We start from the raw sequence: 13,483 nt of genomic DNA, 5'->3' as shown, positions 1-13,483 counted from the left end.
TCGGTTCTGATTGAATCAGAACCGGGCTCACCTCTTTTGTTTGACGCGTTTTCTTTACGCGAACCGGTGTCCACTTCGCTCGAAAACGCTCTAGCTGCGCAGGAACCGGCTGAACTGAAACCGCTGGGTGTTGCCGCCCGGGGTCAGATGATCGTGCCGGCGGGATTCGACCAGCTTGAATCCACCTCCGAGCGTCCGCGCGAGCCCTTCCGGGTCGTAACGCACGATCGGTAGTCCGCTGCATCTTTCCGGACCGTCGGCTGCGAACGTCGCGATGATGGCGTGACCGCCGGGGCGGAGCGTTTTCGACAGGCGAGCGATGTAGGCATCGCGGTCAATCGGCTCGGTCAGGAAATGGAAGGCGGCGCGGTCGTGCCACAGGTCATAGGTGGTGGAAGGCTCCCAAGTAGTGACGTCGGCGGCGATCCAGTCGATGCCCTCGGTGCGAGGTCCCAGGCGCTTTTTGGCCTCGGCAAGCGCGTTGGCCGAAAGATCGAGGATGGTCAGCCGGCGGAAGCCTTGATCGAGCAGGTTGTCGGCCAGCCGTGACGTGCCGCCGCCGACGTCGATGATGGCGGCCTCGTGCGACAGGCCGGTGGCCGCGATCAGTTCGAGCGAGGGGGCAGGGTTCTCCTGAAACCAGCTCACCTCCTTTTCGGACTTCGTGGCGTAGACATTCTGCCAGTGCGTCTCGCGGTCGGTCTCGGTCATGGACGGCATCCTTCCTCAGCCCCCGGAATACGGATGGCGGCCTTGCCAAGCTGCCATCCCTTGACCAGCGCAAAGATCGCCGGAATCACGATCAGCGTCAGCAGCGTCGATGATACCATGCCGCCGATCATCGGTACCGCGATGCGTTGCATGATCTCCGAGCCGGTGCCGCTGCTCCACATGATCGGGAGCAGGCCGGCCATGATCGCGACCACCGTCATCATCTTCGGGCGCACGCGCTCGACCGCGCCTTCCATGATGGCGTCGTAGAGATCGCTCCGCGTTACGGCGCGGCCCTCATCGGCGCGCTGCGCGGTGATGTGGGCCAGCGCCTGGTTCAGATACATCAGCATCACGACGCCGGTCTCGGCGGCGACGCCGGCGAGCGCGATGAAGCCGACGGCGACGGCTACGGACAAATTGAAGCCGAGCCACCACATCAGCCAGAGGCCGCCGACCAGCGCGAACGGCAACGACAGCATCACGATCATGGTCTCGACGATCGAGCGGAAATTCAGATACAGCAGCAGGAAGATGATCAGCAGCGTTACCGGAATGACGATTTGGAGCCGCGCGGTGGCGCGTTCCAGATATTCGTACTGGCCGCTCCACATCACGTAATAGCCCGGCGGAAACTGGATGCCGGCCTGCACCGCCTGCCGCGCTTCGGCGACGTAGCCGCCGAGATCGCGGTCGCGGATATCGACATAGATGTAGGTCGCGAGCTGGCCGTTCTCGGTCCGGATCGTGGTCGGCCCGCGCGCCGGCGTCACCGTGGCGACCTCGCCGAGCGGCACGGCGCCGCCCGCCGGCATTGGCACCAGCACTTCGCTGGCGATAGCTTCCGGGTTGTCGCGGAGGTCGCGGGGATAGCGCATGTTGACGGTGAAGCGCTGGCGGCCTTCCACCGTCGTGGTCACGGTCTGGCCGCCGAGCGCGGTCGCCACCGTGTCCTGCACGTCCTGCACCGCGATGCCGTAGCGTGCCAGCGCGGTGCGGTCCGGCGCCACGTCGAGATAGTAGCCGCCGATGCCGCGCTCGGCATAGGCCGACGAGGTGCCGGGCACGGTCTTGATGATCTGCTCGATCTGTTTGGCAAGCCGGTCGAGCTCGACCAGATCGGTGCCGATCACCTTGACGCCGATCGGGGTGCGGATGCCGGTCGACAGCATGTCGATACGGGCCTTGATCGGCATGGTCCAGGCGTTCGACACGCCGGGAAACTGCAGCGCCTTGTCCATCTCGGCGATCAGGCCGTCGACGGTCAGGCCGGCGCGCCACTGCTCCTTCGGCTTGAGATTGACCACGGTCTCGAACATTTCGGACGGCGCCGGGTCGGTCGCGGTGGCGGCGCGTCCGGCCTTGCCGTAGACGGAAGCGACTTCCGGAAACGAACGGATAATGCGGTCCTGCATCTGCAGCAACTCGCCGGCCTTGGTGACGGAAATTCCCGGCAGCGTCGTCGGCATGTAGAGCAGGGTGCCTTCGTTCAGGTTCGGCATGAACTCGGTGCCGAGCTGCCGCGCCGGCCAGACGCTGACCGCGAGGGTAGCCAGCGCGAGCACGATGACGAGAGTCTTGGCGCGCATCACACCCTTGATCACGGGCCGGTAGACCCAGATCAGGAAGCGGTTGATCGGGTTCTTGTGCTCCGGAACAATCTTGCCGCGAACGAAGATCACCATCAGCGCCGGCACCAGCGTCACGGACAGCAGCGCCGCCGCCGCCATCGAGAAGGTTTTCGTGAACGCCAGCGGACTGAACAGCCGCCCCTCCTGCGACTCCAGCGTGAAGATCGGCATGAAGGAGACGGTGATGATGAGCAGGCTGAAGAACAATGCCGGCCCGACCTCGGAGGCGGCCTCGATCAGGATATCGATGCGCGATTTGCCCGGCTCCGCCCGCTCCAGGTGCTTGTGGGCGTTCTCGATCATCACGATCGCGGCGTCGACCATGGCGCCGATCGCAATCGCGATGCCGCCGAGGCTCATGATGTTGGAACCGAGGCCCAACAGCTTCATGGCGCCGAACGCCATCAGCACGCCGACCGGCAGCATCAGGATCGCCACCAAAGCGCTGCGGACATGCAGCAGGAACAGGACGCAGACCAGCGCGACCACGACGCTTTCCTCGAACAAGGTATGTTTGAGGGTTTCGATCGCCGCCTTGATCAGGTTCGAGCGGTCGTAGACCGCCACGATCTCGACTGATTTCGGCAGACTGGAGGCGATTTCCGCAAACCGCTTCTTGACGTTGTCGATGACGTCAAGCGCGTTGACGCCGAAACGCTGCAGCACGATGCCGCTGGCAACCTCGCCTTCGCCATTGAGTTCGGTGATGCCGCGCCGCTCGTCGGGACCGAGTTCGACACGGGCGACGTCGCGCAGCAGCACCGGCGTGCCGCCGCTCGACTTGAGCACGATGTTGCCGAGATCGTTGATGCCTTTCAGATAACCTTTGCCGCGGATCACATATTCGAATTCGGAGAGTTCGACGGTGCGGCCGCCGACGTCGGAATTGCTGGCGCGGATCGCCTCGCGCATTTTTGTCATGGTGATGCCGCGGTCGCGCATGCGCAAGGGATCGAGGATAACGTTGTATTGCCGGACGAAGCCGCCGACGCTGGCGACTTCGGCGACGCCTTCGGCCTTGGCCAGCGCGAATTTCAGGTTCCAGTCCTGGATCGTGCGCGTGTCGGCCAGGTTCAACTCTTTCGACATTACCGCATATTGGTACACCCAGCCGACACCGGTGGCGTCCGGCCCCATTGTCGGCGCCGCGCCGGTCGGCAGGCGCGATGCCGCGCCGTTTAGAAATTCGAGCACCCGCGAGCGCGCCCAGTAGATGTCGGTGCCGTCCTCGAAGATGACATAAACAAAGGAGACGCCGAAGAAGGAGAAGCCGCGCACGACTTTCGATCGCGGCACCGTCAGCATCGCCGTGGTCAAGGGATAGGTGACCTGGTCCTCGATGACCTGCGGCGCCTGGCCGGGATATTCGGTGTAGACGATGACTTGCGTATCGGAGAGATCGGGGATCGCATCGAGCGGCAGGTGGACGAGGGCGTAGATGCCGGCGGCGGCCGCAAAGCCGGTGCCGAACAGCACCAGCAGCAGGTTACGCGCCGACCAGGCGATGAGACGCGCGATCATGGCTTTGACCCTTCCGAAAAGCCCTTCAACGCGGCCTTCAGGTTGCTCTCGGCATCAACCAGGAAATTGGCGGAGACCACCACGGGCTCGCCTTCGGCGACACCCTGGCGTATCTCGACATAGCCGTCGCCGCGCTGACCGAGTTTTATCTCGCGCGGCTCCAGCCGGCCCTGTCCCTTGTCGACGAACACGGCCTGTTTGCTGCCGGTGTCCATGACGGCGCTCTCGGGAACGGCAAGCACCGGCGCGTCGCTGCCGATCGAGATTTCGGCATCGACATACATATCGTGCAGCAGCAACTCTTCGGGGTTGGGCAGTTCGATGCGCAGGCGCGCGGTCCGCGTCTCCTTGTTGATTTCGGGATAGATCACCGCGATCTTGCCGGTGAAGTCGCGGCCGGGAAAGCTGCGGGCCCTGACAGTGGCCGATTGGCCAAGGCTGATGGCACCGAGATCGCGCTCGGCGATGTCGATCAGGGCCCAGACCTGCGTGTGATCGGCGATCCGGAACAGCACGCCGCCCGGCTGCACCCGCATCCCCTCGACAGCGCTGCGCTCCAGCACGATGCCGTCGCGCGGCGAGTCCCATTCGACCGAGGTCGGAACGTTGCGGGTTTTTTCGATCGCGGCAATGGCGGCATCGGGCATATCGAGGTTGATCAGCCGCTGCCGCGAGCCGCGGCCGTAGAGGCCGTCGCCCGCTGTCGTCTTCGAGGTGATGGTGGCGATGTATTCAGCGGCGGCGGAGGCGATCGCCGGGCTGTAGATCTCCATCAGCCGCTGGCCCTTGGTGACGTGCGATCCTGTCGTGATGTTGGCGACACCGAGCACGAAACTTTCCGATCGCATCGCAATCACGGAAATCCGGCGTTCGTCGAGCTGGATGGTGCCGGGGGCGCGGATCACATTGCGGATGACGCGGCGCGCGGCGGGCTCGGATTTCACGCCACTGCGCTGAATTTTTCCGGGCGAGAGTTTGACCGTGCCGTCGTCGCTATCTTCTCCGTCGAATACCGCGATGTAGTCCATGCCCATCGAGTCCTTCTTCGGCACCGGCGAGGTGTCGGGAAGGCCCATCGGGTTGCGGTAGTATTTGATCTTGCGGTTGCCGCCGCCGGTGTTTGAACGCGCGCCTGCGGCCGAGGCCGCAGGCGTGTCGTCATCCGCCGAAACCGGGCGATAGTCGCGCCCGTCCGCGGTCTTCTTCGGGACCGGCGAGTAGTCGGGCTTGCCGTCCGGATCCTGGTAAAAGATCGGCGCGTGATGTCCGTCGGCGGCGAATGCTGCCGCCACCAGCCCTCCACCGGCCGCCGCGATCAACGCGACGCCGGCGCATGCGAGAACGAGGCGGTTCATGGCTGCGCCGTGATGACGAGCTTGTTCTCAAGCGTGCCGGTCTCGCCCTGGATCTTGGCGCCAAGGGTAAGTTGCCAGCGGCCGGCCATGCCCAACGTCGCCTGGAACCTGTAGGTGCCGGGCTCGGCGTCCGCGACCGGCGTCACCTTGGTGACCATTTCCTGCATCGCCTCCGGCGCCATGTCGAGCCGGGTGGCGAAGATCACGGCGCCGGGCACGGCCTTGCCGGTCTTTTGATTCATCAGCCGTACCGTGATGACCTTGTCGGGGCCGGCCTTGACGGCGGGGTCGACGAGTTCGAACCGGTAATCGCTGATATCGGCAAGAGCTCGCGTGCTCGCGCAGCCGATGGCCGCAACGATCAGCGCCGCCTGAACGGCGCGCGTGGTGTTTGACGTCTTCATGTGTTGTTTCCTCGAATGTCCTGGGTTTGCCGCGGCAAGCGGCATGCGTCATCGCGCGCCGGGAGCGGCGGCGACTAAACGTCGGTCAGGCCAGGTCTCGAGGTGGTTGGTCAGGAGGGGGGCGGTCGAGCCCGTCGGCGAAAACGTCGTCACGCAGCGCATGCGTGGTGCGGACCGCGTGGCGCACCGGCAGCGCCGATGTCGCGGGCGGCGCGGCCTGGGCCGTCGTCGACACGCACATCGCGATCACGGGACAATCCGTGCAGGTCTTGCTCTTCTGTTCGTCGGGGCAGCACGGCATATCGGCGGCCATCGACGACACGTCGGCCATGGACGACATCTCGGCCATCGAGGCATGCATGGTGGAGGCCTGCATCGCGGCCGGCGCTGCGACAGGCGCAACAGCCAGTGCGGCAACGATGGCGATCGCCAGCAACCGGGTTATGAACAGACGGAACACCATGCCGTATTTTGGCACGGCGACTGGGGCAGGGGGAAGAGGCGTCACTTCACTTCCGCGGCAGACTGCTGATGCCATTAACCGTTCCGATTGCGGATCATTGCACCGATCGGGCGATGATTGCTCCGACGCTTCACGACAATTGGGGAAGTCCTCCCGCGCTGCAAGGCTAAGAATTTCTGCGGCTGATCCCTCCACAACTGCATGCCCAATATCTCGGCAACGTGGCTTGACCCGGAGGCATTAGCCGAAGAAATTGCGGACGCCGTGGAAATTTCTTCTGACCTCACCCTAGATTCCGACATGTTCGTTCCCGATTCGCGCCGGGCATGGACCCGGCTTGCTGTCGCCGTCCTGATCGGTTCGCTCGGCAGCGTCGGCATGTGGTCTGTCGTGGTCGCGCTCCCGGCGGTTCAAACGGAATTCGCCGCGAGCCGGGGCACGGCGTCGCTGGCCTTTACATTGGTGATGCTTGGATTCGGATCCGGCGGGGTGCTGACCGGCAAGATCACCGACCGCTATGGCATCGTCACTGCGATCGGACTCGGCATCGGTATTTTGGGCCTGGGCTATATCGGCGCCGGACTTTCAACTTCAATCTGGCAGTTCATCCTGGTGCATTTTGCGATCGGGCTGTCGTCGTCGGCGACGTTCGGCCCGCTGATGGCGGAGGCCTCGCACTGGTTCAGCCGTTACCGCGGGCTTGCGGTCGCGATCGCCGCCTCCGGCAACTACATCGGCGGTACGATCTGGCCGCCGCTGGTGAACTGGGGCATGCAGACCTACGGCTGGCGTCACACCCATATCGCGGTCGGCATCTTCACCGCTGTGGCGATGACGCTGGCGCTGATTGGCTTGCGCATGCTGATGGGCGCCGGGACACAGCGCGACCATGTCAACGCGCCGCCGCCGCGCGTCAATCTGCGGCTCTCCACCAATACGCTGACGGCGATCCTGGCGCTCGCCAGCATCGCCTGCTGCGTGGCGATGTCGATGCCGCAGGTCCATATCGTCGCCTATTGCGGCGATCTCGGCTACGGCGTGGCGCGCGGCGCCGAGATGCTGTCGCTGATGCTCGGTTTCGGCATCATCAGCCGGATCGGCTCGGGCTTCCTCGCCGACCGGATCGGCGGCATCCCCACGCTCCTGATCGGTTCGGTCGCGCAGGGCTCGGCGCTGCTGTTCTATCTGTTCTTTGACAGCCTGACCTCGCTCTACATCATCTCCGCGATGTTCGGGCTGTTCCAGGGCGGCATCGTGCCGAGCTATGCGATCATCGTGCGCGAGGCGATGCCGGCCTCGGAAGCCGCGACCAGAGTGGGCATCGTGATCTTCGCCTCGGTGTTCGGCATGTCGTTCGGCGGCTGGATCTCCGGCGTGATCTTCGACGCCACCGGCTCCTACGCCGCGGCGTTCCTCAACGGTGTCGCCTGGAATCTGGTCAACGTCACGATCATGGTCTCACTGCTGGTCCGCTCACGCGGCTATCAGGCCAAAATGGGCGCGGCTCAAACCGCCTGACCGGCCTTCAACAGCGAGCAGCCGGTGATCTTCAGGCTGCCGTCCGGCTGTGTCTCTAGCGTGTAGAGCGCCTCCCAGGCCTCGCCATTGGCGTCGACGATGTGAACGCGCTGCGCGATCTTGCCGTCGGCGGCGCGCGCCTCGCCGAATTCGAAACTCTTGTGGCGGTAGATCGGCGCGTAGCTGTTCTGGACCATGAACATGAAGATGTCGGCCTGCGGAAACAACTGCCGGATCGCCGGCGCCGCATAGGAATAGGCCGCCGCGGCGTCGTCGTGGCCGAGCGCCTGCTCCTGCGAGCGGATGACGTTTTGCGCGGTGGCGACGTCGTCGGCTGACGCCGGTGCGGCAAGGCCGATCAGCAATGCGATCATCAAAACGAGCGCGCGCATGCAAATGCCTCCGATTGACGGTGCCTGCGACGATGCAATTGACTGAATTTATACCCGCACCGAGGCGGGCGGAAGCGGCTATTCGCCGAGCGCCAGACGCCGCAGGCCGGACGCGGTCAAGCCGAGTTCGCCGAGCCGCCTCACCGCGTAGCCGAGGCCGACCAGACGCTCCCAGTGCAACTGGGGAATCTCCTGCTGCGCTTCGCCCTTGCCGACCTCGATCAGCGAAGTGAACTCTTCGGCACTCAAAGCGGGGTGTGCATCCGTCATCGTCGGTCCATACCCTCGCAGGCCATTTCGTATCCGGCGCGAAGGTTCATTCGAGACACTTTCCTGGCTTGCAAGTGCTTGAGGTGGCTACGAGGCCGGCGAATACAAGGCTGAGACGGCATTGTGCGGTCAAATGCGGGCATCTGGAGCCTGCGCCGCATCGATTTCAGCGGTTAGCAGTCCGCTTCTTGTGGAACTCTGCTGCTCCGGCTTCGTTGCCAAACCGATCCCCAATCAGCGGGATTGGCGACCCGCCACAGTCAGCAGCCCCACAATGATCAAATCTCTTGCGGCCCTCGCGATATTCGCGTTCATGGGTGTGTCGGCGCTCGCTCTGCCGGGTTTCGCTCCCGAAGTGAAAGCAAACGAAGTCGCTGCTCTTGCCAAAGCCGACCGGCTTGCCATCCATCCCGTTGCCGGAAATTGCGCCAGCCAGATCTGGCCGAATATTGAATCGACCTGCTTGCGCAATACCAGGTCGGACGTAGCGGTTCGCGAGGCTCGCCTTGTGACCGCGCATCGCGAGCCATGATGCCTCTGGATCATACGCAGTTGCCACCCGTCGTCCTCGTCGTCGAAGACGAAATGCTGCTGCGGATGCGCGCGGTCGATATGGTCGAGGATGCCGGCTATGTTCCGGTCGAGGCGGTGGACGCGGACGAAGCGCTCGCCATCCTCCAGTCCAGGTCCGATATCGCTCTGTTGTTCACCGATGTTCAGATGCCGGGCAGCCTGAACGGCCTGCAGCTTGCGCTCGCCGTCCATGACCGCTGGCCACGGATCAGGATCATCCTGGCGTCCGGGCAACTGAAGTTGTCAAAGAGCGAGATACCTGAAAACAGCCGCTTCTTCGGAAAACCACTGGATTCCGTCGAAATGGTCGCGGAAATCCGGGAAATGCTCGGCCATGTCTGACCTCAAAGCCGCAATCTCGGCACCGTTTTCATGCAGCCTGCCCAAATCGTCACCGGAAAGAAATGACCGAAACCGGACATATGGTGGTATCCATTGTCGATGTTGAAAAGCAGCCATGATCTGGTCGGCGGCAGTCTGGCGTCCGATCCGGCGTCTCCCGAGGAGCTGCTGACGGCAGAAAACGTCAGTCTGCGGCTGTTGCTGACGCAGGCCAAGCTCAGCGCCGCGACCTTGCTGGCGCAGGCCGGTATCGACGCCAAGGAGCGCGAGGCGGCCGACAAGCTTCAGAAGCTCATTCTGGAAGAACTTCATCATCGTATCAAGAATACGCTCGCAACGGTTGGCGCCATTGCTTCACAAAGCCTGCGCAATGCGTCGAGCATGCGTGATGCGCAGCACGCGATCGAAGGGCGATTGCTGGCGCTCGGCCGGGCCCACGATCTTCTGTTGCAGGTGCGTTGGACCGGCGCGGACCTGCGAAAAATCGTCAGCGGAGCGACCGAACCTTTCGACAATGCGGATCGGCCGAGGTTTTCGATCGATGGCCCGGACGTTGAAATCGCGTCGGGTGCCGTGATCGCGATTGCGATGACCCTCAATGAGCTCTGCACCAACACCACGAAGTTCGGTGCTCTGTCGGTACCCGATGGTCATGTGGGCGTCAGTTGGGTCGTGGACGCGGCGCGATTACGCTTCACCTGGAAAGAACAGGGCGGACCGGTGGTCGCGGCGCCGACCAGACAGAGTTTTGGCACGCGCCTGATCGAGACGCTCGGCAGGCAACTGAAAGGCGACGTCAAACTTGCCTATGCACCGGATGGCTTCGTCTACGTGCTCGACGTTCCCCTGGCTTCGCTCGAAGCCTGAGCGGGTAACTACTCTTTTATTTTGACGCGTTTTCTTCACGCGCACCGGCGTCCACTTCGCTTGAAAACGCTATGGTCACCGCCGCATTTCGGTGAGATTTTGCCGGGCTTCGTGGTCGCCCAATGAAGCCGCCTTCTCGTACCACTGCCGGGCCAGCCTTGCGTTACGGGGGACGCCGTCGCCCTCGTTGTAGATGACGCCCATGCCGTTCATGCAGGCGGCGTCGCCAAGTGCGATGCCCTGCTCGAACAGCCGGCGCGCTTCGTTGTAATCGCGACGGACGCATTGGCCGCGCAGATAGAGCAGGCCGAGATTGTTCATCGCCGAGGGGACGCCGGCCTTAACAGCGGTCTCGTAGAGCTGCACTGCCTCCGCGCAATTTCTCGCGACGCCGTGCCCGGTCTCCTCAAGCCAGCCGAGATCGACCATGGCGATCGGCTCGCCGGCTTCGACCGCCTTACGGTACCAGCGTGCGGCCTCCGCATTGTCGACGCGTACGCCCTGGCCGCCTTCATACATGCCGCCGATGTTGTTCAGCGCCATCGGATATCCGACGGCTGCGGCCTTGTCGTAGAGACGGCGTGCTTCCGCATAGTCCTTCCGTGCGTTGGCGACGCGGCCGGCTTCGAAGAGGAATCTGGCCACGTCAGGATAGCGTTGCATCGCCTCGTTGCAGGCGGTCGTTGCCTGCGGGACGTTTATCCCGTCCAGTTCGATACCCGCAAGGCTCGGCGCATGGCCGGTGTCGTTGGGCATCCCCGCCAGGCGATCGCAATCGGTGACGAGATCGCGGCGCAAGACGTCGTCGGACAGCCGCGTCGGTGACGCCGGCGCTTCCGGCGACAACGATACCTGCTGCACCGGTGCGCTCGCCGCTTTGCCGGCGAAGTAGAAATTGCCTGTGATCGGCGACGACGACAGCCACGGCAGTTGCCGGCCCTGGGTTGCCTTTTCCACGGCAAGGCCGACTTCGTTGAAGGTCCTGAACAGGCCAAGGCCCGGATGCTGCAACGTCGCGGCCAGCGCGCGGGTATAGGGACTGTGACCGTCGTCGCCGTCGAACGAAACGCTGCGCGGCTGGGTCGCAAACGAGATGAAGGTGCCGGCCGGCGCCTGCATCTGCGCCAGGCCGGCTGATATCGAAGGCACGCGGTCGCGGAACGGATTGTTGCGGCAGGCATCGAGCAACAGCAGATTGATCCGGGTGCCGGATTTCTCGATTGTATCGAGAACCCTGCTCATATCGACCATGCGCGCGAAGACGTCGCCGTCATCTGCGAGGCGAACGTCGACCGGCACCAGATAGTTCTGGCCATGCGCCTCGACGCCGTGGCCGGCAAAATAGAACAGTGCGACGTCGGCGCCGATCAACTCGGTGCCGAATTTTTTCAGCGCCGCGTCAAATCCGTCCTTGTCCAAATCAAGTTGCGCGCCGCCGCCGACCACGAAGAAGCCGAGCGACAACAGCGTATCCGACATCAGCTTCGCGTCGGCGGCCGGGTTCGGCAGTTTCTCCACCGTCTGATAGGCCGAATTGCCGATCACCAGCGCGACGCGCTTTTCCGCATGCGCCGCGGTGGCCACGCACAGCAGGAAGGCGGCGACGATCACGCGTGACAGGAGGCCGCTGCAGCGGGCCATGACGATGAACTCCGAGGTGGGAGAGATTTTCGCTTCCCTCGTTGGTCTCGCCGGCGCCGCGATCGGTTCGAGGGCGCGGCGGCCGCGGCCATTGATGTTCGGCTCACGGGGAAGGGATAAATTATCCTCAGCCATACGTCGTCGGTCGTGCACTTCGGGTTCAGACCAGCATCAAGCTGAACCGGTCAAGGATCGATCGTGATCTCGATCGTCGCCGTATCGCCGAAGCACGCGCGAACATGCTGGCCGCCGCGCACCGGCAGCATGCCGGTCATCGAGCCGGTGCTGATGGTTTCTCCGGCGCGAAGTCCGTCGCCCCAGTGCCGGCGCTGTTCGGCCAGCCACCATAGCGGTCGCAACGGGTCGCCCATGACATCGGCGCCGATGCCCTCGCGGCGCAACGCGCCGTCCACTTCCAGCCGGACCGGTATGGACGCAAGTCCCTCGCTCCAGTTCTCGATGCTGTCGCCGAACACGTAGCGCCCCGACGCGCTGCCGTCGGCTAGAATGGCCGGCATCGGGGGCAGGGCGGCCCGCGCGTAACGGCACTCCGCAACCTCGATGCCGGCGTGAACCTCGCCGATCGCCGCGATGGTCTCGGGCAGCGTCCACGGCGCGTCGCGCGGCGGCAGATCGCGCGCGAGCGTGACGAAGAACTCGCATTCGATCAGCGGATCGAGCAATTCCGCGGCGCCAAAACGCGCAGGCGAGGTGCAGGCAAAACGACGAAATGTCCTGCCATAGATCGGTCCGTCCAGCCGGAGCTTGTTGCGTACCCCGTCGGTGGTTCCGGCAATCTTCCAGCCGAGCGGCTCCCAGCCGAGTTGCTCCGCCACGATCCGGTTCACGGCATAGGCCTCGGTGGCCGTTGCCGGCACCAGGTCATCCGGCAAAGAGGACAGTTGCGACGCGTTGCGGCGCGCCGCGACCAGCAAATCCGCCAGCTCCTGCTGCTTTCCAGAAATCGGCATCACGCGCTCACCGGCCCTGAAACACCGCGGTGCGCCGCTCGATGAAGGATTGAATGCCTTCTTTGGCGTCGGCGCTGTTCAGCACCCGCTCACGAATCGACGGAATGTAGGCGATCGCCGCGGCCTCGCCGTGCTCGATATATTTCGCGGCAGCCTCCTTGGTGACCTGGATGCCGAGCGGCGCATTCCGCGCAATGATCGCGGCGAGCTGCATCGCGCGTTCGATCTGCTGGCCGGCCGGCACCACCTCCTGGACCAGCCCGATCTCGCGGGCGCGGGCCGCGCTGAATTCGTCGCACAGCAACAGGTGATACATCGCATTGCCCCAGCCGGTGCGCGACAGGAAGCGGAAGTGCGCGCCGCCGAACGGCGCAATGCCGCGTTTGGCTTCCATCTGGCAGAACCGGCTGTCATCGGCGGCGACGACGATATCGCCCGCCAGCATCAGCTCGATGCCGATGGTGAACACGATGCCTTGCACCGCGGTGACGATCGGTTTCCTGCAACGCTTGCCGAGGCCGAACACGTCGACATTGCCTTCCCTGATGTTTCGCTTCTCGGCGTTGGGGCCGAAGAATTTCGGCATGTCGAGGCCGGCCGTGAAATCCTTGCCCTCGGCGCAGATGACGCCGACCCAGAGGCTCTCGTTGTTGTGCAGTTCCGTCAGCGCGTCCGACAATTGCTCCATCATAACAGGCGAAAACGCATTCTTCTTCGCCGCATTGTCGATGATGATTTTGAACACGCGATCATGGGTTTCGGTTCGGATTTTTCCCTCGGCGGTCATGGTTTGGTTTCCTCTGTTCGATACGCGGAAGTTCCGG

14 protein-coding genes are annotated in these 13,483 nt (G+C 63.8%); 3 read left to right on the top strand and 11 right to left on the bottom strand.

The window, feature by feature from the left end; all coding sequences use genetic code 11:
- Positions 1–90: 90 nt before the first annotated feature.
- From BLS26_RS11105 to BLS26_RS11085, 5 genes are all read right to left on the bottom strand, one after another.
- Positions 91–711, bottom strand: a complete 621-nt coding sequence (locus BLS26_RS11105; RefSeq protein ID WP_092510993.1) for a trans-aconitate 2-methyltransferase — start codon at positions 709–711, stop codon at positions 91–93.
- Positions 708–3,863: an efflux RND transporter permease subunit gene (locus BLS26_RS11100; RefSeq protein ID WP_092510991.1), complete on the bottom strand. Its 3,156-nt coding sequence runs from the start codon at positions 3,861–3,863 to the stop codon at positions 708–710. Before BLS26_RS11100 ends, BLS26_RS11105 begins: the two co-directional genes overlap by 4 nt.
- Positions 3,860–5,218, bottom strand: coding sequence for an efflux RND transporter periplasmic adaptor subunit (locus BLS26_RS11095; protein WP_092510989.1), 1,359 nt, complete (start codon positions 5,216–5,218; stop codon positions 3,860–3,862). Before BLS26_RS11095 ends, BLS26_RS11100 begins: the two co-directional genes overlap by 4 nt.
- The gene (locus BLS26_RS11090; protein WP_092510987.1) at positions 5,215–5,622 is read right to left on the bottom strand and encodes a FixH family protein; all 408 of its coding nucleotides are present in this window, start codon (positions 5,620–5,622) and stop codon (positions 5,215–5,217) included. Before BLS26_RS11090 ends, BLS26_RS11095 begins: the two co-directional genes overlap by 4 nt.
- Before the next feature lie 85 nt (positions 5,623–5,707).
- Positions 5,708–6,130, bottom strand: a complete 423-nt coding sequence (locus BLS26_RS11085; RefSeq protein ID WP_244541908.1) for a hypothetical protein — start codon at positions 6,128–6,130, stop codon at positions 5,708–5,710.
- A gap of 255 nt (positions 6,131–6,385) precedes the next feature.
- Here BLS26_RS11085 and BLS26_RS11080 point away from each other — a divergent pair, with 255 nt between their 5' ends.
- Positions 6,386–7,603, top strand: coding sequence for an MFS transporter (locus BLS26_RS11080; RefSeq protein WP_092510983.1), 1,218 nt, complete (start codon positions 6,386–6,388; stop codon positions 7,601–7,603).
- Here the strand turns inward: BLS26_RS11080 and BLS26_RS11075 are convergent.
- The 3 genes from BLS26_RS11075 to BLS26_RS37210 all read right to left on the bottom strand — a co-directional run bounded on the left by BLS26_RS11075 (position 7,591) and on the right by BLS26_RS37210 (position 8,824).
- The gene (locus tag BLS26_RS11075) at positions 7,591–7,995 is read right to left on the bottom strand and encodes a DUF4864 domain-containing protein (protein WP_092510981.1); all 405 of its coding nucleotides are present in this window, start codon (positions 7,993–7,995) and stop codon (positions 7,591–7,593) included. The genes BLS26_RS11080 and BLS26_RS11075 overlap by 13 nt on opposite strands.
- Positions 7,996–8,073: 78 nt before the next feature.
- Entirely contained in the window at positions 8,074–8,265 is a 192-nt protein-coding gene (locus tag BLS26_RS11070; protein ID WP_092510979.1) for a hypothetical protein, read from the bottom strand.
- Positions 8,266–8,431: 166 nt separating this feature from the next.
- Positions 8,432–8,824, bottom strand: coding sequence for a hypothetical protein (locus tag BLS26_RS37210; protein ID WP_172804506.1), 393 nt, complete (start codon positions 8,822–8,824; stop codon positions 8,432–8,434).
- Between BLS26_RS37210 and BLS26_RS36715 the strand changes: the two genes are divergently transcribed.
- Positions 8,818–9,180 carry a response regulator gene (locus tag BLS26_RS36715; RefSeq protein WP_244541981.1) on the top strand — a complete coding sequence of 121 codons (363 nt, stop codon included), beginning with the start codon at positions 8,818–8,820 and terminating at the stop codon, positions 9,178–9,180. The two genes, BLS26_RS37210 and BLS26_RS36715, sit on opposite strands and share 7 nt — an antisense overlap.
- Positions 9,181–9,279: 99 nt before the next feature.
- Positions 9,280–10,047: a sensor histidine kinase gene (locus BLS26_RS36710; RefSeq protein WP_244541980.1), complete on the top strand. Its 768-nt coding sequence runs from the start codon at positions 9,280–9,282 to the stop codon at positions 10,045–10,047.
- A gap of 75 nt (positions 10,048–10,122) precedes the next feature.
- On the opposite strand, the gene BLS26_RS11055 is transcribed toward BLS26_RS36710, so the two are convergent.
- The 3 genes from BLS26_RS11055 to BLS26_RS11045 form a co-directional block, all read right to left on the bottom strand.
- A complete protein-coding gene (locus BLS26_RS11055) occupies positions 10,123–11,688 on the bottom strand; it encodes a caspase family protein (protein WP_092510975.1) in 1,566 nt (521 codons plus the stop codon).
- A gap of 185 nt (positions 11,689–11,873) precedes the next feature.
- Entirely contained in the window at positions 11,874–12,659 is a 786-nt protein-coding gene (locus tag BLS26_RS11050) for a 2-keto-4-pentenoate hydratase (RefSeq protein ID WP_092510973.1), read from the bottom strand.
- Positions 12,660–12,666: 7 nt separating this feature from the next.
- Entirely contained in the window at positions 12,667–13,446 is a 780-nt protein-coding gene (locus BLS26_RS11045; protein ID WP_092510971.1) for a crotonase/enoyl-CoA hydratase family protein, read from the bottom strand.
- Positions 13,447–13,483 lie beyond the last annotated feature (37 nt).

The sequence above is a fragment of the Afipia sp. GAS231 genome (assembly GCF_900103365.1).
Taxonomy (GTDB): Bacteria; Pseudomonadota; Alphaproteobacteria; order Rhizobiales; family Xanthobacteraceae; genus Bradyrhizobium.
Note: the sequence above shows the minus strand (reverse complement) of the source record. Positions and strands in the feature narration are given on the sequence as shown.